This is a genomic window from Silvibacterium dinghuense, assembly GCF_004123295.1.
GTDB classification, from domain to species: Bacteria; Acidobacteriota; Terriglobia; order Terriglobales; family Acidobacteriaceae; genus Silvibacterium; species Silvibacterium dinghuense.
In genome coordinates, this window is record NZ_SDMK01000001.1 from 45,948 (window position 1) to 70,442 (window position 24,495).

16 protein-coding genes are annotated in these 24,495 nt (G+C 62.7%); 7 read left to right on the forward strand and 9 right to left on the reverse strand.

All coding sequences use genetic code 11. The features are described 5' to 3' along the window. The first annotated feature begins 14 nt into the window (after positions 1 to 14). A complete protein-coding gene (locus ESZ00_RS00200; RefSeq protein ID WP_129206174.1) occupies positions 15 to 917 on the forward strand; it encodes a LysR family transcriptional regulator in 903 nt (300 codons plus the stop codon). Between the two features lie 91 nt (positions 918 to 1,008). Here the strand turns inward: ESZ00_RS00200 and ESZ00_RS00205 are convergent, their stop codons facing one another. The 8 genes from ESZ00_RS00205 to hrpB all read right to left on the reverse strand — a co-directional run bounded on the left by ESZ00_RS00205 (position 1,009) and on the right by hrpB (position 16,627). Continuing rightward, positions 1,009 to 3,531, reverse strand: coding sequence for a 2-oxoglutarate dehydrogenase E1 component (locus ESZ00_RS00205; protein WP_129206175.1), 2,523 nt, complete (start codon positions 3,529 to 3,531; stop codon positions 1,009 to 1,011). A 362-nt stretch (positions 3,532 to 3,893) separates the two neighbouring features. Continuing rightward, entirely contained in the window at positions 3,894 to 4,973 is a 1,080-nt protein-coding gene (locus tag ESZ00_RS00210) for an MFS transporter (protein ID WP_129206176.1), read from the reverse strand. A 63-nt stretch (positions 4,974 to 5,036) separates the two neighbouring features. Next, positions 5,037 to 6,272 (reverse strand): glycoside hydrolase family 27 protein, encoded by a 1,236-nt coding sequence (locus ESZ00_RS00215; protein WP_129206177.1) that lies wholly within the window; start codon positions 6,270 to 6,272, stop codon positions 5,037 to 5,039. A gap of 160 nt (positions 6,273 to 6,432) precedes the next feature. Further along, positions 6,433 to 7,503, reverse strand: coding sequence for a tetratricopeptide repeat protein (locus tag ESZ00_RS00220; protein ID WP_129206178.1), 1,071 nt, complete (start codon positions 7,501 to 7,503; stop codon positions 6,433 to 6,435). 41 nt (positions 7,504 to 7,544) lie between these two features. Further along, positions 7,545 to 8,789: a flavin monoamine oxidase family protein gene (locus tag ESZ00_RS00225; RefSeq protein WP_164981256.1), complete on the reverse strand. Its 1,245-nt coding sequence runs from the start codon at positions 8,787 to 8,789 to the stop codon at positions 7,545 to 7,547. Between the two features lie 14 nt (positions 8,790 to 8,803). Continuing rightward, on the reverse strand, positions 8,804 to 10,537 hold the full coding sequence (locus ESZ00_RS00230; protein ID WP_129206180.1) for an alpha-amylase family protein: 1,734 nt from the start codon (positions 10,535 to 10,537) through the stop codon (positions 8,804 to 8,806). Positions 10,538 to 10,643: 106 nt separating this feature from the next. Further along, positions 10,644 to 14,150: a TonB-dependent receptor gene (locus tag ESZ00_RS00235; protein ID WP_164981257.1), complete on the reverse strand. Its 3,507-nt coding sequence runs from the start codon at positions 14,148 to 14,150 to the stop codon at positions 10,644 to 10,646. A 143-nt stretch (positions 14,151 to 14,293) separates the two neighbouring features. Then, complete coding sequence (hrpB, locus tag ESZ00_RS00240) at positions 14,294 to 16,627, reverse strand: ATP-dependent helicase HrpB (RefSeq protein WP_229740851.1); 2,334 nt, start codon at positions 16,625 to 16,627, stop codon at positions 14,294 to 14,296. A 164-nt stretch (positions 16,628 to 16,791) separates the two neighbouring features. On the opposite strand from hrpB, the gene ESZ00_RS00245 reads away from it, so the two are divergent. From ESZ00_RS00245 to ESZ00_RS00270, 6 genes are all read left to right on the forward strand, one after another. Continuing rightward, positions 16,792 to 17,658 (forward strand): amidohydrolase family protein, encoded by an 867-nt coding sequence (locus tag ESZ00_RS00245; protein ID WP_129206182.1) that lies wholly within the window; start codon positions 16,792 to 16,794, stop codon positions 17,656 to 17,658. A gap of 46 nt (positions 17,659 to 17,704) precedes the next feature. Continuing rightward, positions 17,705 to 18,553 carry a fumarylacetoacetate hydrolase family protein gene (locus tag ESZ00_RS00250; RefSeq protein WP_129206183.1) on the forward strand — a complete coding sequence of 283 codons (849 nt, stop codon included), beginning with the start codon at positions 17,705 to 17,707 and terminating at the stop codon, positions 18,551 to 18,553. Between the two features lie 2 nt (positions 18,554 to 18,555). Further along, positions 18,556 to 19,878: an enolase C-terminal domain-like protein gene (locus tag ESZ00_RS00255; RefSeq protein ID WP_129206184.1), complete on the forward strand. Its 1,323-nt coding sequence runs from the start codon at positions 18,556 to 18,558 to the stop codon at positions 19,876 to 19,878. A gap of 63 nt (positions 19,879 to 19,941) precedes the next feature. Then, on the forward strand, positions 19,942 to 20,718 hold the full coding sequence (locus tag ESZ00_RS00260) for an SDR family NAD(P)-dependent oxidoreductase (RefSeq protein ID WP_129206185.1): 777 nt from the start codon (positions 19,942 to 19,944) through the stop codon (positions 20,716 to 20,718). Between the two features lie 220 nt (positions 20,719 to 20,938). Beyond that, on the forward strand, positions 20,939 to 23,107 hold the full coding sequence (locus tag ESZ00_RS00265; protein ID WP_129206186.1) for a protein-disulfide reductase DsbD family protein: 2,169 nt from the start codon (positions 20,939 to 20,941) through the stop codon (positions 23,105 to 23,107). Positions 23,108 to 23,191: 84 nt separating this feature from the next. Then, on the forward strand, positions 23,192 to 23,806 hold the full coding sequence (locus tag ESZ00_RS00270) for a thioredoxin family protein (protein ID WP_129206187.1): 615 nt from the start codon (positions 23,192 to 23,194) through the stop codon (positions 23,804 to 23,806). Positions 23,807 to 23,934: 128 nt separating this feature from the next. On the opposite strand, the gene ESZ00_RS00275 is transcribed toward ESZ00_RS00270, so the two are convergent. Beyond that, positions 23,935 to 24,426, reverse strand: coding sequence for an AI-2E family transporter (locus ESZ00_RS00275; protein ID WP_129206188.1), 492 nt, complete (start codon positions 24,424 to 24,426; stop codon positions 23,935 to 23,937). Positions 24,427 to 24,495 lie beyond the last annotated feature (69 nt).

The following is a 24,495-nucleotide window of genomic DNA, read 5'->3' on the forward strand; positions in this document are numbered from 1 at the left end:
TATAGTCTTTTCCTATGGAATTCCATCAACTCCGCTACGTCTGTGCAATCGCGGACACAGGCAGCTTCAGCCGTGCGGCCGAACGCTGCCAGGTCGCCCAACCCTCGCTCTCGCAGCAGGTGCTCAAGCTGGAAGAAAATCTGGGCACCAAGCTCTTCGACCGCCTCGGCCGCAGCATTCGCCTTACCGAATCCGGACGGGCCTTTCTTCCCCATGCGCGATCGATTCTGGAACAGATGGAGGCAGCGCGATCGAGCGTGGCGGATAAAGGCTCGGATGTGCGCGGCAGCGTCTCGATCGGCGTGATCCCGACCATTGCGCCTTATCTGATGCCCCGGTATGCCGCGGCGTTCGCAAAGAAATATCCCGATGCGAAGCTGCGCATCGTCGAAGAAACTACTCCCGTCCTTGTCGAGAGCCTGCGCGATCTCTCCATCGATCTCGCGATCCTTGCTCTCCCGCTTCGGCATAAGGATCTGGATTGGTACCCCATCCGCACCGAACCGCTCTTCGCGGTGCTGCCCAAGGACCACCCTCACGCCGCGGCGGAATCACTCACCATCAAGGAACTTCGCAAGGAGTCCTTCGTCATGCTGCGCGATGGCCACTGCTTCCGCGATCTCAGCATTGCAGCCTGCACGCACGCGCGCATCACACCCAACATCGCATTTGAAAGCGGCCAGTTCAGCAGCCTCCTCGGCATGGTAGCCGCAGGCGTCGGCATCACGCTTGTTCCCGAGATGGCTATCGATAAAAATGCAGCGTGCAGCTATGTGCGGCTCAGCGACAAGCAGGCGACGCGCAGCATCGTCATCGCAGCCCTGCACGGACGCAGCTTCAATCGCGTGCAGCAGGCCTTCCTTGCAGGCGTGCGAGCGCGTGCCCACGCGCGTTCCTCCAGCAAACCAACAGGCTAAACGACAATGGTCGCGGCCTGGGTAGAGAAACATACCCAAACCGCGACCAAAGGGAGCATATGGCGAAGGTGAGCCGCCCTGCGCGAAACCGCTACTTCGCTACCTTGTCCTGCAGCCCCGAGCTCAACGCCAGTTCAATCAGCGTCTTCTGCTCCATCTCATGCGCCTTACCCGAACCCGTCGCCGGGCTTGCCGCCTCGGAACGCTTCACACTGAGCACCTGGCGATTCCGCGCCAGCCGGCGAAGCCGCGGCATCACGTACGAATGTGCGCCCATGTTCTGCGGCTCTTCCTGCACCCAGACAATCTCGTGCGCATTCGGATGCGCCTCGATCGCCGCGATCAGCTCCGCTTCCGGGAAAGGATAAAGCTGTTCAAGGAAGACGATGCCCGTCGTTCCGTCCTTGCGCTTGGCCCGCTCCACGCGCAGCTCGTGACCGATCTTACCAGTGCACACCAGCAGCCGCTTCGCGTCCTTAATCTCCGTCTCCGGCAGCACATTCTGGAAGTACTGCACCGAGAATGCCTCGATCGGCGAGATCGCATCCGGATGCCGCAGCATGCTCTTCGGCGTAAAGACCACCAGCGGCTTGCGCCACTTGCGCAGCGCCTGCCGCCGCAGCAGATGGAAATACTGCGCGGCCGTCGAAGGCTGGCAGACCTGGATGTTGTCATGCGCAGTCAGTTGCAGATAGCGCTCGATGCGCGCGCTCGAGTGCTCCGGCCCCTGACCCTCGTAGCCGTGCGGCAAGAGCAGCGTCAAACCGCTCAGCAGACCCCACTTGTCTTCGGCAGCCGAGAGGAACTGGTCGATGACGATCTGCGCACCGTTGGCAAAATCGCCGAACTGCGCCTCCCACAGCACCAGCGTCTCGGGATAGTCGCGGCTGTAGCCGTACTCGAAGCCCATCACGCCGGCCTCGGAGAGCATCGAGTTATAAGCCTCATATGGAGCCTGATCTTCCGCCAGATGATTCAGCGGCACAAAGCCCTGCTCGTTCTCAATATCGATCAACACCGAATGACGCTGGTTGAAGGTGCCGCGCTGCGAGTCCTGCCCGCTCAGGCGAACCGGTGTGCCGCCCTTCACCAGTGAACCAAAGGCCAGCGCCTCGGCCATGCCATAGTCGAAGGGACGCTTACCCTGGCCCATCTCGGCACGCTGCTCGAGCAGCTTCGCAATCTTCGGATGAATATGGAAGTCCGACGGATACTTCGTCAGCCCGGCGGTCAGTGCGCCAATCTCTTCGCGCGAAATACCGGTCTCAGCTTCATACTCCGCCTTGAACGGACCGCCCTTGTACGCCGACCAGTATTCCGGCATCTTGGCCAGCGTCGGCATCTTCTGCATGGTCTGGGCCTGCTTCTGCGCGTCGCCGAACTCGGCCTGCAGTTCCTTCACACGTGCAGCAATATCCACGCCGATCTTCTTCGCATAGATCTCGTAAAGCGGCGGATGATTCTTGATCCGCGCATAACGCAGCGGCTGCGTGATGGTGGGGTCGTCCACCTCCGAATGACCATGCCTCCGGTAGCCGATAAGATCCACGACCACATCGCTGTGGAAGGTATGCCGGTACTCCGCGGCCAGCGCCGCAATCCGCACCACGGCTTCGGCGTCTTCCGCGTTCACATGGAAGATCGGCACGTCGAGCCGCTTGGCCAGATCAGTCGCAAAGCGCGTCGAGTTCGACTCCTCCGGTTCCGCCGTAAACCCGATCAGGTTGTTCACCACAATCTGGATCGAGCCGCCCACCGAATAGCCCTCGATCGAGGCCAGGTTCATCGTCTCTGCCCAGATGCCCTGTCCAGCGAAGGCCGCATCGCCGTGAATGATCACCGGCAGCACCCGCGACACGCCGTCCGCGCCATAGCGAGCCTGCTTGGCCTTGGCGCGTCCCATCGCCACCGGATCGACCGCCTCAAGATGGCTCGGATTGGAGACCAGGTGCAGCGATACCGTCTCTCCGTTGCGCGCCAGGAATGTCCCCGTCGCGCCGACGTGATACTTCACATCGCCGCCGCCCAGGATGCTGCGTGGGTCCACATCCTCAAACTTTGAGAAGATATCCGCCGCCGACTTGCCGAAGGTATTCACCATCACGCTCAGGCGTCCGCGATGGCTCATGCCCATCACCGACTTCTGCGCGCCGAACTCCGCAGCCCGGTTGAACAGCTCATCGAGGAACGGAATCAGAGCCGTCACACCTTCCAGCGAGAACCGCTTGGTGCCCAGGTAGCGCGACTGGATTGTCTGCTCAAAAATATCTGCGCGGGTCAGCAGCTCGAGAATGCGCTGCTGCGCGGCCTCGTCCACCGCCAGCGGGTTAGTCTCCAGCCGCTCTGCCAGCCACTGACGGCGCTCCGCAGAAGGAATATGCATACACTCAGCGCCCACCGTCGAGCAGTAGTAGCCTGCAGCTTCCTCGGCATCGGGACCGGTAAAATCCAGCTCCGCAACTGTTTCCGGAGCAAGATATTGGCCCAGCGGGTCAAGCTGGGCCTTGAGGTACCCCCACCGGCGGAAGGAGTCGAAGATGTATTGGCGTTGCGAAAAAGATTGAGAACCGGGTTGCGTACTAGGAGCGTCGGAGGAGAGATTCGTCGGAGTCATAGGATTCTTTGGCAGGAACGCACAGCGCGTCGGAATCATCCAGCCCTGACGCGAAATCGCCCGCGTCCTGCATCGCGACTACAATTCTACTCTCGCGGCCACAGGTTGGTCCCCAACTCTTGCCGAATCAGCAGATGTATCGATTCTGTTACGGGCAGCGGCTTGCGATCGGCCCATTCAGGGCCGGAGCCGATCTTCCCGCCCTGAATCGGCCCGCTCCCGCAACCCGAAAGCGATCACCGCCGCCACGGCCATCAGACCGCCGCAGGTCAGCAGACCGGCCCGGAAACTGTGCGTGGCATCGCTCACCCGCCCCATCAGATATGGCCCGCAAAATCCGCCAACCGCCCCCACCGAGTTGATCAGCGCAATGCCGCCGGCCGCAGCCTCGCCGCGTAGCCGGGTAGTCGGCATCGCCCAGAACGGCCCGAATCCGCCCCATACTCCCGCCGCGGAAACAAAGATCGCTCCGACCGCCACTCTCCTGTCCGGTCCGAGCTCCGCGCGACAAGAAGCATCGTCACCGCTGCCAGCGCATAAGGGATCGCCGTCAGCAGCACCACCCTCAGGTCCGACGCATGAGAAAAGCTCTTCACCAGCACCGGCAGCCACAGGCTCAGCCCATAGAGCCCCACAGAGATGGCGAAGTAGATCGAAGCCAGCACCCACACCGTCGCATTCCCAAAAGCATGCAGCCAATGGGCTTCGTGGCCGGCAGCCGCACCGGACTCATGAGCCCGCACCTCCGCCAGTAGCCAGAGCTTCTCGTCCTCCGCAAGCCACGGAGCCTCTTCCGGCTTATCGGTGAGAACACCCAGCACGCACAGTCCCAGCACAATGGACGGCAGTCCTTCGCCAATAAACAGCCACTTCCATCCGGCGATGTGTGCCACTCCATTCAGCCGCAACAACACGGTCGAAAGCGGAGCGCCCACAATGCCTGCCACCGCCGTCGCCGTCATAAAACGAGCCACCGCCCGCGCCCGCTGCTGCAACGGAAACCAGTAGGTCAGGTAGAGCAGAATCCCCGGAAAGAACCCCGCCTCTGCCGCGCCAAGCAGGAAGCGCAGGAGATAAAAGCTCTCTGCCGAATGCACAAGGGCCATCGCCGTCGAAAGCAGGCCCCACACCGTCATGATGAGCGCAATCCAGCGGCGTGGCCCTATCCGTAGCAGAGCCAGATTTGCCGGCACCTCGAACAGCGCATAGCTCAGGAAGAACAATCCCGCGCCTGCGCCGTACACCGAGTCGGAAAACCCGAGCTCGCGACGAATCGATAGCGCCGCAAAGCTCAGGTTTACGCGATCCAGGTACGCAAACACGTATAGCGCAAACAGAAACGGCATCAGTCGCCACGAGACACGGCGCAGCACCGCCTGTGTGTCCATACTGCAAGACGGATCAGACTCCGGATTCACGCGATGCTCCAATGAAGACGACATCTACGTTCATCCGCACCTCAATCGGCATCACTCCCAACCAACGCGGCGCCGTGCCCCTCACGTTTACTGCGCCCGGGAACCAGCCGCATGCCCGCAGGGAAGACCGAGGTGCTCGTTCCACGGCCCCGAGGAACATGCCACCTCTGGAATCTTCGCCGGCGTTCCCTTGAGCAGCACCGCTCCATGCCCCGGTATCGTCGTTACATACTTATCGCCCGAGATCACGACGTTCTCGCCCGTCCACAGGTTGCGCAGCTTCGCATTCTCATCCAGAAACACCGTCTTCAGGTCGAACGTGATGCTTTGCGGCTTCGCAGAACGATTGAACAGCGCCACCGCCATCGCTCCGCCGCTCAGCGGCTTCCGCCAGACCTCCAGTGGCCCCTGCGCCCAGGCCCTCACGCCCTGTATCCCTGCTGCATCCTGGTCGACGGCAATCACATCCTTGTTCGTCAGCAGCGCCAGCGTCTCCTTTGACATCTTGCTCAGGTCGTTACCCGCGAGCAGCGGAGCCGCCAGCATCACCCACAGCGTCATGTGCTGGCGATACTCCTCCTCCGTCATGCCGCCATTGCCGATCTCCAGCATGTCCGGATCGTTCCAGTGCCCAGGCCCCGCATACCGCGCCTGCACCAGCTGCCCAAAACCGATCTCCGCCATCCGCTGATAGCTGTCATTGATATCCCCGGTCGTGCGCCAAAGGTTACCGCCGACACTTGCGCCCCACTCCCACACATCGTTGTCGCCGTACTGGCACAAGCTGAAGACAATGGGCCGTCCGGTCGCCGCCAGCGCGTCATGCATCTTCTTGTAAGCAGCCTTCTCCATCGCGAACGCCTTCGCATGATCGTTCCCCGCCTCTTTCCGGATCACATCGCCGAAGCTGCACTTGTCGTACTTCAGGTAATCGATCCCCCAGTCGGCGTAGCTCTTCGCATCCTGCGCCTCGTGCCCGTAGCTGCCCTCGTAGCCGGCGCAGGTCTTCGGTCCGGGCGACGAATAAATCCCCAGCTTCAGCCCCTTCGAGTGCACATAATCGGCGAGTGCCTTCATATCCGGAAACTTGCTGTTGGTATGAATCACGCCCTGCGCATCGCGCTCGCCTTCCCAGGTATCGTCGATGTTCACGTAGACGTAGCCCGCGTCGCGCATCCCGCTCGCGACCAGCGCATCGGCAGCGGCCCGTACATCCGCATCCGTCACCTTGCCGGCGAAGTGATTCCAGCTGTTCCAGCCCATCGGAGGGGTGGCCGCAAGACCGGTGGACGCGGAGCCCGGCGTCTGCGCCTCAGCTTGCATCCCCAAAAAGCAAACGCTTACAAACAGCGCCACAGTAATCCGCCTGCGATTCCACGTTTTCACTCACCATCTCCCTGTCTGAATGGATGTGTCCCGGATGCCGGAACAGAGACCACGCGAAGTCTACATCACCGATCTCTGGATCGTCTTCCTTGCCGCCTTATTGCGGAGACTGAATCTCGTATCCGTGCGCCAGCCGGTTCTGCTCCTCGGTCAACTGCCTGGCCAGAGTCATCTCCTGCTCCGCCTGCGTGTGCTCCCCCAGCCGGTCCAGCAGCATTGCGTAATAACGATGCGCCGTCGGATAATCCGACGCGTCCACCACCGCCTGCTTCAGATATTTCTCCGCCGCGGCATTATCCTTCGCTCGAAAGGCGAGAATGCCCATTCCGGTCACGGCTCCTCCATGATGCGGATCTTCGGCCAGCACCTTCTCATAATCCGCCTTTGCCTCCGCATCCTGATGCATGGCCAGAGCAATCTCCCCCAGCTGGTAATAAGCCTCGGTCTGTCGCGGCTGCAACGTTACAGAGCGCTCCAGCTCCACCTTCGCCTCATCGTCCTTGATTTCCATGTGCAGCAGATGACCAAGCCCGTAATGCGCCGAGGCATCCTCCGGCTTCGCCTTCAGGTACTCGCGGAAATGCGTCTCTGCCTGTGGCATCTTCTGCTCATCCAGCTCCACGCGCGCCAGCGCATACAGCACGGTGAGGTTCGCAGGCTCAAGGGTGTGCGCTTGCGCCAACGCCGCGTCTGCATCCTTGTAGATGCGCATCTCTTCGGCCTGAATGCCGAAGTCCAGCATCAGTTCCACACTTGCAGGCACCGCCTTGCGTCCCTCGACCAGCTTCGCCAGCGCGCCGTCCCGATCTCCCGCGGCGCGCAGCGCCAGAGCCGATTGCACAATCGACCGCACCTCGCCCGCCTGCGCCTCTCGATTCCCCGCGTCGAGCGCCAGAGCCGACTCGAAGGCTCTGATCGCATCGTCGTATAGACGTTGTGCCGCAAGCGACTCGCCCAGATGCGCCTCGACCATGGCCTTTGCCGCATCATCCGGCAACCCGGCCCGCAGAGCCTGCTCAAACAGCTCCTGCGCCGCAAAGAACTTCCCATCCCGCATCTGCGCCATGCCCTGCTCATCGAGCGACTTCGCATCCCCCTGGGCCCAAAGCACACCGTGCATCGGCAGTGCCAGCAACACCGCGCCCAACCACTTACTCTGCGTCCTCATTGCAATCGCAGATTACACTGCCATGCGCAGCCCATGCCCGATCACTCTCCGCGCAGAATCTGCTCTGCCGCCCGCAGCCCCGAGCGCAGTGCGCCATGCACCGTCCCCCAGTGCCCGGTCGTATCCGTGTGCTCACCGGCAAAGTAGAGCGTTGCCTCTACCGGCTCAGCCATCGCCGCGCTTGCGCCCAACGCGCCCGCCGGGGCATAGCTGTATGCTCCGCGGCTCCACGGATCGCCAAGCCAGTCGTGGCGATGCGCACTCACCAGCAATCCTTCGAGGTCCTCCCGTTGAAACACCCGTCCCAGGCTTTCGAGCGCCACCATCGCCAGCGTCATATCGTCAACCGGAACCTCCAGCGTCCGCGGACCGCCGACCCAGCCGGTCAGGCACGGCGACTCATCTGGAAACGCCGTCCACCACACGCGCAGCGGCCGCTCTTCCGTCAGCAGAAAGCTCATCTCCGCATCCCAGAAACGCTTACCAAAGACCAGCGTCAGCCGCGCAGCCGCGCCCATGGCCATGGCAGCGACCGGCTCCGTCATCACCTCCGGCACAAACCGCACCGTCCCTGCCTGCAGTACACCGAGCGGCAGAGTGAGCACCGCCTTCTGCGCCCGCAGCTCTTCGCCGCCCTTCAGCCGCAACTGCACCGCGCCGCGCTCCCAGGCAATCTCCTCCACGGGTGAGCTCAATCGCAACTCTCCACCCGCTGCCTCAAACCGCTCTCGCACAAACTCCGCCAGCCGGTCATACCCCTCGCGCACGCGGAACAGGCGATCTCCCTCAATCTCCTCTTCCGCCTCCTGCTGTCTTCGCAACGATGCCGTGCCAATGCGCGACGCATCCGCCGCGTTGAAGCCCTCCACATACTGTCGCGCCTGCGCCGCAACCTTCTCCGGCAGATCGGCCCCGGCAAGAAAGGCATCGAAGCTGCGATCGCCTTCCTCCGGCAATGCGCCCAGCACCTCGAACTGCGCCCCCAGTCCGCCATCCGTAAACTGCGCTCCGTCGTGGGAGAGAAATTCCCCCTCGCGCTCGAAGAGCGTCAGCCCCGCTTCCTCGATCAGCGCCATCAGCTCCGCCGGCTTGCCATGTACGAACTCCGCACCCAGCTCCACAGGCAGTCCCGCTGCCGCAGGACGCACCGTCAGCAGCCGCCCGCCTACACGCTCCCGCGCCTCCACCAGCACGACGTGATGCCCCGCTTCCGCCAGCCGCCGCGCCGCGGCCAGTCCGGCCATCCCCGCTCCGACTACGACAATCTCTGTCTCAACCACTCTCATTGCCTGCTTATCTTTTAAATTCCGAATGGCGAAGCGCCGCCTGGCAGCAGCCATGCATACCTTGTCTCGCCCGCTTTGCTCTTCCACACCGCCGGAGACGGCGAATCCATCCAGTCCTCCGGTTCCGCGCTCTGCCCATTCGCAGCCGCAATCGCAAAGGCCCGCTTGATGGCCGCTTTCCCGTCCTCATCCAGGGCATCTCCGCTCGGCGACACCACCAGCGATGCCCCGCTCGTCGCGACAGCCTTCATCCACGCCTCCGTCTGCTCCCACGGCACGGCATCGGTGACAGGTACACAATCCGGGTCCATGGCGAAGAACGTCCCATGCTGCGGCAGCCGGAAGGCCAGTGTGTTCACGCCCATCCGCCGCGTCCGCTCCCAGTCATGGCCGCTCACGTCATCGCCCGTACGCTGCAACTCGAAGAGTCCCGCGCTCAGATGCCCGATCACATTGCAGCCCACCAGCACGGTCTTATCTCCAGCTTCCTTGCGGATGTCCTCATACAGGCTGCGCACAATCTCCGCATTCGTATGCGTCCGGTCGTGAAAACTCCATCCCTCGCGCGTCGGCGATGCACCCATCCCCGATCCCCACTGCCCCAGCAGGTCATAGGTTGAGAAGTCGTGCTTGATCAGCTCGTACCCCCAGCTCACCGGATTACGAATTGTCGTCAATACTTTCTCCCGCGCATCCGGAATCGTCGGGTCCCACGCCGCCGTCACATCCTCGGCCTTCACGCCCGCGCCAAAGCGCTCCACCGGCAACAGCAATTGCTGATCGCTCTCCCAGGAACCATCCAGAGCCCGTGCCCGCAACGGACGCACCCAGATTCCCGGCCGCACGCTCTTCGCCTTGATCTGTTTCGCCAGCCCGTCCATCGAAGGAAACTTCGCATTCTGCTCCCAGCCCTCGTCCATCACCGTAAACGGCCGCACACCGCCGGCAGGAGACAGCTCCGCCATCAGATCCGCATCGCGCAAAATATCCTCGGCCGAGCTCTTTCCATAGGCGTAATACCAGTCATTGCTGCCGTAGACCGGCGTCGTCAGGCGCGGCTGCGGAGACATCACCGCACAAAAGGCCCGCGCCGCCGCGAATGCTGTCTCGCCCGCATGTCCAGGCCGCACCACCACTGTCGCCAGTTCCAGCTCACGCTCGCCCAGCCGAACCCCGCGCCCGCCGTTGCGCACATCGAGCCATAAAGAGACACCCTCCGGATCGCACTGCCAGAAGGCCAATGCACCCGCGCCTGTCTTGACTCCAACACCATGCGTAAGCCGTCCATCGAAGGCGAGGAAGTACCACGGCATCGCCCGCTCCGGCGCCATCTCTCGCCAGCCCAGGTCGCCATAGCTCCGCTCCCACGCATCGCCCAGCACCCGCACCGCGCCCGGCACGGCAAGGCGCCAGCGCAGATGCACCCGCGTCACGGGTGCCCGCTCTGCTTTGAGCTTCAGCCGCAACCCATCCGCGCTCTCCTCGCAGCTCAGGGACACCACCCCGGCCGACCACTCCGCTCCAGCCGCCGCCCGCTTCAGTCCTATCGGCTCTGGCGACTCTCCATAGCAGCGTGCAAGATCGGGCTGCCCCAGCACGCGCCGAAAGTCCGCCGCATCCCGCGATTCCCTCTTCTCCGCCATCGCCAGGCCCGGCAATCCTGCCGTAGCCGCCGCAGCTCCCAATCCAGCCAGCAATCCCCTGCGCGTCACTCGTCCCTGCACGATACCGTCCTCTCTCTTCGTCACCGATCGTATGGTGACCTGTTGCTCTTCTACAAATGCCCGCCTGCTCTTCGCGGCAAAAGAAGAGGCCGAGGCGATAGCCCCGGCCTCGCGGATGCTTACGTTGCAATCAGAATCGAATGCGTCCGAGGAACTCGATGACGCGCCCCGAATCTGCCGATTGCGCCTGGCCGAACTCCGTGCTCTCCACCGTCGTTGCATTGGTCGAGAAGACAAACGGCGTCAGATTCGTAATGTTGAAGAGGTTGTAGAAATTTGCCTGGAAACGCAGCATGCCGTTCGAACCCAGCCAGCGAATCTTCTGCTCCTTGGCAAAGCTCATATCCGTGTCCTGGTAGCAGGGACCGCGGAAAGAGTTGCGCCCGATGCCTGGGTTCGTCCCGGCGCCATTCGCAGGCGGCGTGATGTCGAAGTACGCGGACCCGCCCGCGGCAAAAGCATTCCCCGCCCCCGGTTCGAAGAGCGCATTGCTGCAGCCTGTCTTCGCGCCGCCGTAATAGGCCAGCGGCCGCACCGGCGTCACCTCCGAAGTATTTGTCACCGAGGAAAGCCCATGCAGCTCATAGGTCACCGGCGTAAAGGGAAAGCCCGTGTGATAGGTGTAGATCCCGTTGACCTGCCACCCATTGGTGAGCGCGTTGATGAAGCCGTTGCCGCCGTGAGTGCCGGGAATCGTCCATAGCCCCGACACTGTCACCCGGTGCCGCAGGTCGTAGTCCGAAGGACCAAGCTCCGTCCGGTTATTCGCCGGGTCCGTCTGGTTCGCCGATGCATCGGCCTGGTCGCCATTCGACACCTGGTCCATCGCCTTCGAGTAGGTGTAAATGGCATCCAGCTGGAAGCCATACTTCATTCGCTTCGAGAGATGCGCATTCAGCCCGTTGTAGTACTGGTTCGAGTCCGACTGCGCAAAGTACGAGGCATAAAACGGGGTGTTCGTATTGTCGTAGAGGAAGTTCTGGTTCACCAGCCGCGTGTAGTGCCGTCCCGTGCTGCCCTGATAGCCCACGGTCATCACCATCTCCCATGGCAGCTCACGCTGCACCTCGAGCGAATACACATAGCTGTACGGAGTCTTCAGGTTCGCCTGTGCGCCGTAGACCTCGATCGTCGCTCCACTCGCCGGCAGATTGCGTGCATTCAGCGCCGTAATCAACGAAGGATTCGCAGCATAGCTGAAGGGTGAGGAGCTGCTGCCTGTCTCATACACAATGTTGCCGCCCGTCACCGCCGAAGAGGTGGTCGCGCAGCACAGGCTGTAGTTGAAGTACCCCGGCCCGTCTTCTGCCGCGTTGTTGAACAGCGCCACCGGCAGCCGGTTATAGGCCATGCCGAAACCGCCGCGCACGACCATCTTTCCATTCTGTCCCGGCGGCGTGTACGCAAATCCAAACCGCGGCGACCAGTTGTCGAACTGCGAATTCCAGAGATGATGATGCGGAACGAGCGCCGCATCGGCCAGCTCCGAACCGGCCGGTCCCAGCACCGGGTAATTGATGTCCTCACCATGGCTGTAGAGCGGCTCGAAGTACTCCCAGCGAATGCCCGTATTCAGCGTCAGGTTCGAGGAAACCTTCCAGTCATGCTGCACAAAGGCGCCGTAATAGTGATCCCACAGATAGCGGGCAGTGTTCGGCACGCCGCCCGTTGTCGGATCGGCATAGATCGCCTCATAGATCGGCGTGTCGTTGGCGAACGCCCACATGCCCTCGAAGGCATAGGTCGGCCGCGCCGCGCCGCTCAGGTTGTCGTTGTCCTGCTCGATCCGGTACTCGAAGCCAGCCTTCAGCGTGTGGCTGCCGAAGGTATGCGTCACCATGTCGCGGGCTTCGTACGTGTTCTCGGCCAGAATCGACGGCGTCGTGGTCGAAGTGCCCGGCCCGAAATTGATATCGTTCGTTCCATCGAAAGACTGTGTCTGGAGGTTGTCGTAGGGAATGCCCCAGTTCACCGTCCCTTCGGAGTCTTTGATTCCGTTATCGGCAAAGCGGGTCCCATTGGCACGCAGCTCGTTCACTGTGTTCGCACCGAAGGTGTGGATATAGATCGCAGTGATCGCCGAGTTCAGCGGTTTGAAAGGAACATCGTTGTCCGGGCGCGACCCCGTCGCCGTTCCCGTCGAGTAGCTGTCCAGCTTGGTAAAGTACGCGCTGCCCGCAATCTGGTCATGCGGCGTCAGGTAGTAGTCGATACGCCCATTCCACTGCTTGCCCCGGCTGTGCGCCGGCTCGATCAGCTGCGCATACTCGACGTCGGGAATGTTATCGAGACCGCCGCCGATCGAATACTGGCTGGTGCTGGTGCCTGTCACCGTCGCAGGCAGGTAGGAGCCAAGATTCCCATAGGGAGATCCGAAATCGAGACCACCCGGCAGCGCATTGCAGGGGTACTGCGTTGTCGGATACGCCGCTGGATCGCCGGTGACCACCGTGGCAACCTGGGTCGCATTGGCAAGAGCGCAGGTGCCGTCCAGCACGGCATTGATGCGCGGCACTTCGCCGCTGCGCGTCGCAATCCCCGCCGAAATACCTCCGGCGCGCTGCGAGCCCAGCAGCGATCGGAACTCGGGCGTATCGACCCACTGCGAAGCATAGGTCGGGTTATTCGCCTTGAAGCCCTCGAAGGAAAGGAAGAAGAAGAGCTTGTTCTTATAGATCGGTCCGCCCAATCCGCCTGCCCAGTCGCGCTCCTTGTTCTGCACGCGTACCGTCGGCTGACCGGCCGGACCGCCATAATCGTTGAAGGCATTCAAACCCGGCTCGTCATACGTAAAGCTGCCGCTGCCATGAAACTGGTTGCTGCCGCTCTTCGTTACGGTGAGAATCTGCGCGCCGGAATTACGTCCGTACTCGGCCGAGTAGGCGCTGGTCAGCACCGTGATCTGCCCCACAGCTTCCACGTTGGGAGTCACGACCGCGGCGCCGCCATGCGTGAGGCTGTTTACGCTCACGCCGTCCAACAAATAATTGTTGTCGCCTATGCGCTGGCCATTCGCGCTGATCTGGATCTGATTCTCGGTCTGGAAAATGCCGCTGTTCGACTGCCCTGGCCCGGCGCCATTCGGCAGAAATACGGCCTGCCCATTGCCCGCGCGCGAGCTGTCGCCGGTCATGCCCGGAGTCAGCCGCAGCAGCTCATAGGGATCGCGTCCGTAGGCCGGAATCTTCTGCAGCTGCTCGCTGTCCAGCGTTCCGCTGATACTCGCATCCGCAGTCTGCAGAATCGGCGCCTCGTTACCGTTTACGGTCACCGTCTGCGCCGCGCTGCCAACTTCAAGCTTTACATCCATATTGCGCGGCACATTGCTTACCAGCACGACGTTGCTGAGCGTCGTGGTCTTAAAGCCTTTCGCCGCAGCTTCCACCGAAAAGCTGCCCGGCGGAAGTTCGTGAAAGCTGTAAAACCCTTGCGCCGAGGAAACGGCGGTGTGACTCACATGGGTAGCGTCATCGGTCAACTTCACCGTCGCGCCTGCCACCACAGCACCGGTGGTATCTGTCACCGTGCCGGTGAGTTGAGCATTGAACTGGGCCTGTGCGGAAAGCGTTGCGATCAGCAGAACCGCACCGGAGAAGAGAGTCGGAACTCTCCTCAGGGAGAGTGGGAACCATCTCATAGGGGGGCCTCCGGATGTGTTGCAACGTTGCGTTCTGATGCAACCCATCCGGATGAGGTAGCCTGACAAGCTGTTAACTAAGAGATCATCTTCATCCCACCAAAATTCCCCTTCGGTCACACAACAAGTCCTCTGCCCGATTCCTACGGCGTCTCCGGCCACGCATGACGCGGATAGCGCCGCATCAACTCCCTCCGTACCTGCGGATAAAGCCGCTGCCAGAAGCCCGCCAGATCCGCCGTCGTCTGGACGGCACGCTGGTTCGGCGCGAGCAGATGGATCACCACCGGCGTCTGCGCGGGACCGATGCGCGGCGTTTCTTTCATGCCGAAGAAATCCTGCAGGCGTGAGGCAATCCACGGCGGCTTGCCCCGCTCGTAGTGAACCCGTGTCTGCCGTCCGCCCTGCAGGCGGATGCTATGAGGCGCGAGCGATTGCAGACGCTGCGATCCAGCCTGCTGTTCGAGCAGCGGCAGCAGGTCCTTTGCCGCCGTGCGCAGTTGAGAAAAGCTGCGCAGGCCTGCGCACAGCTCACGCAGCGTGCCTTCCACATCCGGCGGCTCGAGGCCGGCAAACTCGATGCGCGCCAGCAGTGCCTCCAGCGCATCGGCATCGACGAAAGGCGCCAGTCCCGCTTCGACCGCCTTCTTCACCAGCAATGCCGAGGCGGCCTGCTCTTCGACCTTCGCACCCCGCGTCTCATCCATCACCAGGTCGTCGTAGAGCAGCGTGCTGACCGACTCTACGCGCTCACCCGAGGCTACCCACTCCACCGTGTTGCGCTCCGTCACGCGCTCGGGAAAGAGATCGAGCAGCCAGTCGGGCTCAATCGCCGAAACCATGCGAATCCCCGGCAGAGCCTTATCCTTGCGATCCTCGGCCTCGACCGCCACCAGGAATTCATGGATGGCATCGTCCCCGGCCAGCTCCGCCAAGCCGCCCATCGAGAGCTGCACCAGCCTGCCCGAACGCCGCCGCGCCACGCGGTCCGGAAAGGCGGCCAACACCGCCCGCCGCAGCGCGTCGTCATGCTTCTCCAACTGGCGCGGCGGCCTGGCCACACGGCGAATCTGCTCCAGCTGCTGGCGAACCTGCGGGTTCGAGCGCAGCTCATCCATGGCTTCGAGCAGGTCGGTTCTGCGGCTCCGCACGTCCGAAGCGAGCACCGCCGCGGCCAGGCAGCCTTCTTCGCCGGCGCCTGCCTGCAGAGACGCCATGACCAGCTTGGCCAGCCGCGGCGCCAGCGGATAGCGCGCCATCTCCTTCGCCGGTTCCCCCTGTGCGCCAAGCCGGTCGAGCAACGCTTCAGCCTGGCGCACTGCGACCTCCGGTGGAGCATCGAGCCACTGCAGGCCACGCACCGCCTCTGAAGGAGCGGCACGCAGCGCAAGGCAGAGCTGCGAGAGATCGCTGCGCAAAATCTCCGGGGTATCGAACTCCGCACGGCGCAGAAAATCCTCTTCCGGATAAAGCCGCAGTACCCGCCCCGGCGCTGTGCGGCCCGCACGACCGGCACGCTGCGTTGCCGAAGCCCGGCTCACCCTCGCCACCGCCAGGGTCGGCAGCCCCGTCCAGATCGAGTGGCTGGCGACCCGCGCCAGCCCGCTGTCGATCACCGCCGTCACACCGGCCACTGTCACCGAGCTCTCGGCTACGTTGGTGGCAAAGATCACCTTCTGCCGGGGCGATGGCGCCACGGCCAGATCCTGCTCCTCCGGCGATAATCCGCCATAAAGCGGCAGAGCCAGCAGATCGTGTTTCCTGACTACCGCCTCGCACTCCCGCATCGCCCTGCGAATCTCTGCCACTCCGGGCAGAAAGACGAGGATGCTGCCGTCGTGGCCTTCGGCCATCAGCTTCTCAACGGCATTCCGCACCTGCGCCTCCAGAGGCTGTGCGGAATAGGGCAGATGCTCGACCGTGACCGGGAAGGTACGGCCCTCGGAGTGCAGCAGCGGAGCGCCGTCGAGAAATTCGCTCAGCCCCTTAGTTTCGAGCGTCGCCGACATGACCACGAGCTTCAGCTCCGGCCTGCGCTGCTGGAGCTGCCTCAGCATGGCCAGGGCAAGGTCTCCCTCGATATGCCGCTCATGGAATTCGTCCAAGACCACCACATCCACGGCACGCAGCGTCGGATCGGAGAGCAGGCGCCGGGTAAGAATGCCTTCGGTCAGGAAGCGCAGCCGCGTCTTCGGCCCGCTCTTTTCCTCGAACCGCACCTGGTAACCCACCGTCTCGCCGACCGGCTCCCCCATCTCGCGCGCAACCTGCCGCGCGGCCATGCGGGCGGCGATTCGCCTCGGTTCGAGGACCAGCACCTCGCCGCGGGTGACAGAAAGCAGATGTGCAGGGATGCGGGTTGTTTTGCCCGCGCCGGGATGGGCCTGGACAATCAGGTTTGGATGCCGTTCCAATGAAGACACAATCGCAGGCAGGATCGCATCGACCGGCAGGGACAGAGATTTTCTTGTACTCACCAAACCTGATCGAACCACGCTGCCACGCCTCCGTCAATGGCGGCTCGGAAGGGCAGGCAGAGCGGCATGATGCCGTCCGCGATCGATCTTTGCAAAACGGCGAGCATGTTCCACATGCAAAATGATACGTTCGTATATGGGTTTACCTGGAAGCCCGGTAAAAGATGCTGAAGATTGACTCCCACCATCACCTCTGGCGCTTCTCAGACGAATACGCCTGGATCAGCGATGACATGGCTACGCTGCGCCGCGACTTCCTCGTAGAAGACCTGCGCGCAGAGATGCGGCAGGTGGGTATCTCCGGTGCAGTCGCCGTACAAGCCCGGCAGACGCTCGAGGAGACCGCGTGGCTGCTCGAACTGGCGACGCCGGCATCGCCGGTTGCCGGCGTCGTCGGCTGGCTGCCGATCGCGGCAGAAGACTTTCCCTCTCAACTCGAGCGCTTTGCCGCGAACCCGCGTTTGCGCGGCCTCCGCCACGTGGTACAGGCAGAGCCGGACGGCTTTCTCGATGCGCCGGAATTCAACCGCGGCATCGCATCGATCACCCATGCCGGGCTTGTCTACGACATCCTCATCTTCGCGCGCCAGCTGCCCGAAGCCATCCGCTTCGTGGATCGTCACCCGGATCAGGCTTTCGTCCTCGATCACATCGCCAAGCCCGATATCCGTGCAGGCGCCATCCAAAGCTGGACAAAAGACATCCGTGCACTGGCGCAGCGGCCGAATGTGGCCTGCAAGCTCTCCGGCATGATCACAGAGACAGACTGGCGCTCATGGACCTCCGCCGAGCTGCAACCCTATTTCGACGTAGTGCTCGAAGCTTTTGGCCCGGACCGGCTGATGGCCGGCACCGACTGGCCCGTTCTGACGGTCGGCGCAAGCTATGCCGTGTGGTGGCAGACCCTCGAAGGCTGGATCAGCGCGCTCAGCCCAACCGAAAAGGCACAGATTCTCGGACGCACCGCGGCTCGCGTATACGGCCTCGATCTTTCTCAACTTTCTTTGTTATCGGCGACAGTCGGCGCATGAACTGCGGACCGTCCCTCACTATCCAAATCCCCAAGGAGATTCCAAGATGAAGTTTGTCACCTATAAAGGAGCAGCCAACGGAAGCCGCGTGGGCGTTCTGTCTGAAGGTTCGGTATACGAACTGGCCGGCTTTGCAGATATGCACGCTGTCATCGCCGAGCCGGCGAAGGCGGAAGCCGCCGCCAAGGCCGCAATCGCCGGAGGCAACGGCACCCCGGAGGCTCAGGCTCAGTTGCTGGCGCCCATCGCGCGGCCGCCGCGCATCTTCTGCATCGGCCTCAACTATGCGAGCCACGCTTCCGAGTCGCAGATGAAGGTCCAGGCTGTCCCGACGGTGTTCATGAAGCTGGCCTCCTCGGTGACCGGTCCGGACACAGACGTCATCCTGCCTTACAACAGCACGCAGCCCGACTACGAGGCCGAGCTGGCCGTCGTGATTGCGAAGTCCGGCTATCGCATCAAGGCCGCCGACTGGCAGGAGTACGTCTTCGGCTACACCATCCTGAACGACGTGAGCGCCCGCGATATCCAGCTCGCCACCACGCAGTGGACGCTCGGCAAGAGCTTCCCCACCTTCACGCCGCTCGGCCCCAGCATTGTGACCAAGGACGAGATCGCCGATCCACACGCACTCGACATCAGCCTGACGGTCGACGGCGAAACGCTGCAGAGCTCGAATACAAAGCACCTGATCTTCAAGATCCCGCAGCTGATCGAGTACATCTCCGCGCTCACGCCGCTCGAGGCAGGCGATATCATCAGCACCGGCACGCCTGAAGGCGTAGGCCTGGGCCGCACGCCGCAGCGCTGGCTGCGCGATGGCGAAGAGATGGTCGTCCGCATCGAAGGTCTCGGCGAGCTGCGCAACAAAACCCGTTCGGAGAAGCAGGCGTAAGCATGAGCACGATTCGTATCACGGGCATTCGCACCATCGATCTCCGCTTCCCTACCTCGCGTTTCCATATCGGTTCGGACGCGGTCAACAAGGACCCCGACTACTCGGCGGCCTACTGCATTCTCGAAACTGACAGCAATTTCGAGGGTCACGGTCTCACCTTCACGCTCGGTCGCGGCACCGACCTCTGCGTGCAGGCGGTCGAGTACCTCTCGCGCTTCGTCGTAGGCCGCACGCTCGAGTCCATACAACTTGATATGGCAAGCTTCTGCCGCGACCTCATCGGCGACACGCAATTCCGCTGGCTCGGGCCGGAAAAAGGCGTGGTGCACCTCGCCGCGGCAGCGCTGATCAACGCCGTGTGGGATCTGTGGGCCAAGGTTGAAGGCAAGCCGGTGTGGCTGCTGCTCGCCGACATGACCCCGGAGCAGATCGTCTCGCTCATCGACTTCCGCTACATCGATGATGCTCTCTCTCCGGCCGAAGCTCTCGAAATCCTCAAGCGCAATGAGCCGACGAAAGCAGACCGCGTGGCAAAACTGCGCGCGAATGGGCTGCAGGCCTACACCACCTCGGCAGGCTGGTTCGGCTTCAGCGATGAGAAGATCAAGCGTCTCTGCCAGGAGGGTCTGCGCGACGGCTGGACGCACTTCAAACTGAAGGTAGGCGGCGACGCAGCCGACGACCTGCGCCGCGGCAAGCTGGTGCGCGCCGAGATCGGCTGGGAAAATAAGCTGATGGTCGACGCCAACCAGAAGTGGGGCGTCCTCGAAGCCATCGAACGCACCACCGCGCTCAAGGAGCTCGACCCCTGGTGGATGGAAGAACCCACCAGCCCGGACGACATCCTCGGCCACGCCCGCATCCGCAAGGAGAGCGGCGTGCGCATCGCCACCGGCGAGCACTGCCACAGCAAGGTGATGTTCAAGCAACTTCTGCAGGCGGGTTCCATCGATGTCTGCCAGATCGACAGCTGCCGCGTCGCCGGCGTCAACGAGAACCTGGCCATCATTCTGATGGCGGCCAAGTTCGGCGTGCCGGTGTGCCCGCACGCAGGCGGCGTAGGCCTCTGCGAGTATGTGCAGCATCTCTCGGCCTTCGACTACCTCTGGGCCTCGGCCACACTCGAAAACCGCGTGGTGGAGTACGTGGACCATCTCCACGAGCACTTCCTCACGCCGGTGCGCATCGAGCGCGGACGCTATATGCTGCCGGAAGCCGCAGGCTACAGCATCGAAATCAAGCCCGAGTCGCTCGCCGAGTTTGCCTTCCCCAACGGGCAGGCATGGCTCGAAGAAGCAAAGGCAGCCGAAACCAGGGCATAAACCCGAGGGTCGCTCCAAATCTGGAAGCGGCCCTCAAACACATACCGGAACACCGGAGGATTCATGGCAGAGATCACTCTCAAAGGAAAGCGGGCGCTGGTCACCGGCGCGGCAAGCGGCATCGGACGGGCCATTGCGACGAAATTCGCCGAGGCAGGCGCGGAGGTCTTCGTACTTGACCTGAAGGCCGACGCAGCGGAGAAAGCCGCGGCAGAGATCGCAGCAGCCACAGGCAGCACCTGTCACGCGCTGGCAGCGGATGTGAGCGACGAGGCCGGCGTGGCGGCGGCCTTCGCCGCACTGCCGGGCAGCAAGCTGGATGTGCTGGTGAACAGCGCGGGCATCGCGCACGTCGGCTCGATCGAGACAACCTCGACCGACGACTTCGACCGTCTCTACAAGGTGAATGTGCGCGGCACATTTTTCACCATGCAAGAGGCAGTGAAGCTCATGGCTGCGGCAAAATCAGGCGTGATCCTGAACCTCGCCTCGATTGCGGCGACCTCCGGACTGAGCCAGCGTTTCGCCTACTCGATGACCAAGGGAGCAGTGCTGGCCATGACGCTCTCCGTCGCCAAGGATTGCCTGCCCCATGGCATCCGCTGCAACTGCATCTCTCCGGCACGCGTGCACACACCGTTTGTCGATGGCTTCCTGGCCAAGAACTATCCGGGCCGCGAAGCGGAGATGATGGCCACCCTCGCCGCCGCGCAGCCGATCGGCCGCATGGGCACGCCGGCCGAGATCGCCGACCTCGCGCTCTACCTCTGCTCCGACGCAGCCAGCTTCATCACCGGCGTAGACATGCTGATCGACGGCGGCTACACCAACCTCCGGTAAGCCTGAGCAAGCGGGTGCCCCACGTCTCGATCTTGAGACGTGGGAGGCTCGGACCAAAACTCCACGAAGGAACGGGTGCCCCACCCATGACAGGCACCTGGTCATGGGTGGGTCTCATGAGAGTCCAGAAGCAAGCCCCTCCCTGAAATCCCACACGGCACCACGGTTCCCACCCAACCACGTGTAACCAGAACCCCGGCTTCGCGCTCTAAAATGGTGTATGCGCGGACGCCGCCTCTCTTCGATTCTGCTTGCCCTTTTCCTGCTCGTGACCGGGCGCGCCTTCGCTGCGCCGGATGCGGCTTCGGAGGCCGCGCCCAGCGCCTCTGTGCCTCATCTCACCGTCCAGCTCGTGGTTCCACCCGCGCAGATCTATCCCGGCCAGCACTTCACCGCCGGGCTGTACTTCAAGCTCGAGCCCGGCTGGCACGTCTACTGGATCAACGCCGGCGACTCGGGCGAGCCCCCCGAAATACATTGGGCGCTGCCGGATGGCGTGACTGCCGGCGATCTCCAGTTCCCGACGCCGAAGCGCCTGCCCCTCGGCCCGCTGATGGACTTCGGCTACGAGAACGAAGTCCTCTTCCCCATCCCGGTGACGGTGGCGCAGAGCTACAAGCCGGCCGGTCCGACGGCAACTCTCGGCGGCAAGGTGAGCTGGCTGGTCTGCCGTGAGGTGTGCATTCCCGGCAAGGCGGAGCTTGCCGTCACGCGCGCAGCCCTGGGCTCTGCGCCCTCGCAGCCGGGCCAGATTGCAGACGATGCGGCACTCCTTGCACGCTTCGCTTCGACCCTCCCCAAGCCTCTGCCCTCGGACGATCAGGCGAAGTTCGAGACCACGCCGCAGGGTTTCAAACTCGCAGTCTCGACAGGGCAGAAGGAAAACTCGGCAGAGTTCTTCCCCTTTGACCAGACGGTGGTCTCGAACCCCGCACCGCAGACCGTCACCCCGCGCAGAGATGGCGTCGAGCTGGCGCTGACCAAGGACGAGAACCTGACCTCGGCGCCAACGGAGCTGCATGGACTTCTCGTGCTGAGCGGCGGACGGGCTTATGAGATTCACGCCACTCCCGGCACGCTGGCTGCAGCCTCGGGGAGCCGCGCGGCGAGCAGCCTTGCCGGCATCGTGCTGCTCGCCTTCGTCGGTGGCATCATTTTGAACCTGATGCCGTGCGTCTTCCCGGTGCTCTTCATCAAGGGACTGGCTCTGGTGCAATCCTCAGGCGAGGAGCGCGGCCGGATGCGCCGCCACGGTCTCGTCTACACGCTCGGCATCCTCATTTCTTTCTGGGCAGTCGTTGCAGCACTGCTGGTCCTGCGTGGCGCCGGACACCAGCTTGGCTGGGGCTTCCAGTTCCAGTCGCCGATCTTCCTCGCGCTGATGGCCCTGCTGCTCTTCTTCCTCGGCCTCTCACTGGCCGGGCAGTTTGAGATTGGCCTCACACTGACGAGCGCGGGGGGCGGACTCGCCCAGAAGAGCGGATACGCGGGCAGCTTCTTTACCGGGGTACTCGCGGTTGTCGTCGCGACGCCCTGCTCGGCGCCATTCATGGGCGCGGCAGTGGGCTACGCGCTGGCGCAGCCACCGGTCATCACCTTTGCCGTCTTTAGTGCACTGGCGGTGGGACTGGCCGCACCGTACCTCCTGCTGACCTTCATCCCCTCGTGGGCAAGGCTGTTACCGCGGCCGGGCGCGTGGATGGAAGTACTGAAGCAGGCCGTCTCGGTGCCGATCTTCGGCACGGTGATCTGGCTGGTGTGGGTCTTTACCCAGGTTTCCGGTGCGACCGCACTGCTCGCCTTGCTCGCCGCCTTCCTGCTGCTGGCCATCGCAGGCTGGATTCTAGGCCGTTGGCCGGCAAAGGCTCCGGCGACCATTGCAGCCATACTGGTCCTCGCGCTGGCAGTGGCTGTGCCAGTCTATGCAGCGGACAAGCTCGGTGCACCCATTTCGGCGGCAACAACCGGAACAGCAGCAAGCGCGACCAAGTGGGAGCCTTTCACGCCGCAGCTGGTGGCGCAGTACCGCGCACAGGGTAAGCCGGTCTTCGTGGACTTCACCGCCAGCTGGTGTCTGAGCTGCCAGGTGAACGAGCGGGTCGTCCTGGAGCGGGCCGATGTAGAGCAGAAGCTCGCCTCGAGCGGAGTGGCGCTGATCAAGGCCGACTGGACGCAGCACGACGACGCCATCACCCAGGCACTGGCCGCGCTGGGACGGAGCAGCATCCCCACCTACGCCGTCTACCCCGCCGATCCGAGCCAGCCGCCGAAGGTACTGCCTGAAGTCCTGACACCGGGCATCGTCATCTCGGCCCTGGATTCCGTAGCCATGGCTAAACCGGATACGCAGAAGGCCGAGACAGCCGCTCCAGGCGAGAAGGTTTTCTAAAAGCAGTTTCCAGATGCGCGTCCTGCCGGGCCAGTTTTCGCGTCTAAACCGGCAGGACGATCCCATCTCTGCCAGGAGATCCCCATGCGCCTGCTCTCCAGACTGTCTGTCGCCTCGCTTTCCTTCGCCATTTCCCTCTCCGCGTACGCCGTCCGTGTCGGCGACCAGGCTCCCGCATTCACCGGCGTGGATTCCCACGGCAAGACACACTCACTCTCGGAATATCGCGGCAAATATGTGGTACTGGAATGGACGAACAACGGCTGCCCATATACGAAGAAGCATTACGAGAGCGGCAACATGCAGGCGCTTCAGAAACAGTGGACGACGAAAGGCGTCGTCTGGCTGACCGTGCTCTCGTCTGCGCAGGGCAACCAGGGTTATATGTCGCCTGCGGAAGAAAACGCCTACATGTCAAAAGTCCATGCCGATCCGACCGCCGCGCTCCTTGACCCCAGCGGCGCAATCGGCCACCTCTATGAGGCGAAGACGACGCCGGATATGTTCGTCATCGATCCGCAAGGCAAACTGATCTATGCCGGGGCCATCGATGACCATCCGACGACCGATACCAGCGACGTCGCTGGCTCGAAGAACTACGTCTCGGCAGCGCTGACCGAATCCATGAACGGCCAGCCGGTGGCCACCGGATACACCCGGCCCTACGGCTGCAGCGTAAAGTATGCTGGCGCAGAATAAGAGCCGCAATCAATAACTACTATTAGTCAATAAGAATTATTGAATTTTATGCCTCACGTGACGAATGGAGTTGATAACCCCTTTTGTTTCTGCAAAGAATAGCTCCGTGTGGCTATGCCCACAGATGACTACCTTGGCCCTGTTTGAGGCGGCGGCAATGGCTGAGGAGGCTTGCGGAAGGCGTAGATGATAGCCAGCAGCGGCGGTCCGAGTAGCACGCCCCAGAACGGGATGATGATGCCGAGGGCGATGGGCACGACAATCGACGCCCAGATGGGGATGCGGCTAACCCTCTTGAGCAGCAATGGCTGGAGCGCAAGCTGGTCAATGACCACGATCACCGCGTAGAGACCGAGAACCAGGCCAAGGCGGTACATGTCATGGCCGCTGAAGAGGATCATCAGCACCGGAAAGATGACCGTAATCACCCCACCGAAATTGGGGATGAAGGTCATCAGGCCGCCGATCAGCGCCCACACGGGAGCCCACGGCACCCCTAAAAGAAAAAGCCCAATCCACCAGAGCACCGCAACGCAGAGCGCTTCGAGCGTGACCGCCTTCCACCAGTTGAACAGGGCCGTTCCAGCGGTGCGAGCATGAGTGCGGAGGTCGTTTGGCATGGTCTGGACTCACCCATAAGATTGCTCGCAAGGCACCCAGGTTTGCCACGAAAAAACGAGACCCGGCTT

What these genes read in the sequence shown, in the direction of transcription:
- ESZ00_RS00220 (WP_129206178.1), bottom strand. Translation starts at nt 7,503, where the DNA reads ATGAGGACGCAGAGTAAGTGGTTGGGCGCGGTGTTGCTGGCACTGCCG.
- ESZ00_RS00200 (WP_129206174.1), top strand. Translation starts at nt 15, where the DNA reads ATGGAATTCCATCAACTCCGCTACGTCTGTGCAATCGCGGACACAGGC.
- ESZ00_RS00245 (WP_129206182.1), top strand. Translation starts at nt 16,792, where the DNA reads ATGCTGAAGATTGACTCCCACCATCACCTCTGGCGCTTCTCAGACGAA.
- ESZ00_RS00260 (WP_129206185.1), top strand. Translation starts at nt 19,942, where the DNA reads ATGGCAGAGATCACTCTCAAAGGAAAGCGGGCGCTGGTCACCGGCGCG.
- ESZ00_RS00275 (WP_129206188.1), bottom strand. Translation starts at nt 24,426, where the DNA reads ATGCCAAACGACCTCCGCACTCATGCTCGCACCGCTGGAACGGCCCTG.
- ESZ00_RS00210 (WP_129206176.1), bottom strand. Translation starts at nt 4,973, where the DNA reads ATGTCGTCTTCATTGGAGCATCGCGTGAATCCGGAGTCTGATCCGTCT.
- ESZ00_RS00270 (WP_129206187.1), top strand. Translation starts at nt 23,192, where the DNA reads ATGCGCCTGCTCTCCAGACTGTCTGTCGCCTCGCTTTCCTTCGCCATT.
- ESZ00_RS00235 (WP_164981257.1), bottom strand. Translation starts at nt 14,150, where the DNA reads ATGAGATGGTTCCCACTCTCCCTGAGGAGAGTTCCGACTCTCTTCTCC.
- ESZ00_RS00215 (WP_129206177.1), bottom strand. Translation starts at nt 6,272, where the DNA reads ATGCAAGCTGAGGCGCAGACGCCGGGCTCCGCGTCCACCGGTCTTGCG.
- ESZ00_RS00225 (WP_164981256.1), bottom strand. Translation starts at nt 8,789, where the DNA reads ATGAGAGTGGTTGAGACAGAGATTGTCGTAGTCGGAGCGGGGATGGCC.
- ESZ00_RS00265 (WP_129206186.1), top strand. Translation starts at nt 20,939, where the DNA reads ATGCGCGGACGCCGCCTCTCTTCGATTCTGCTTGCCCTTTTCCTGCTC.
- ESZ00_RS00250 (WP_129206183.1), top strand. Translation starts at nt 17,705, where the DNA reads ATGAAGTTTGTCACCTATAAAGGAGCAGCCAACGGAAGCCGCGTGGGC.
- ESZ00_RS00255 (WP_129206184.1), top strand. Translation starts at nt 18,556, where the DNA reads ATGAGCACGATTCGTATCACGGGCATTCGCACCATCGATCTCCGCTTC.
- ESZ00_RS00205 (WP_129206175.1), bottom strand. Translation starts at nt 3,531, where the DNA reads ATGACTCCGACGAATCTCTCCTCCGACGCTCCTAGTACGCAACCCGGT.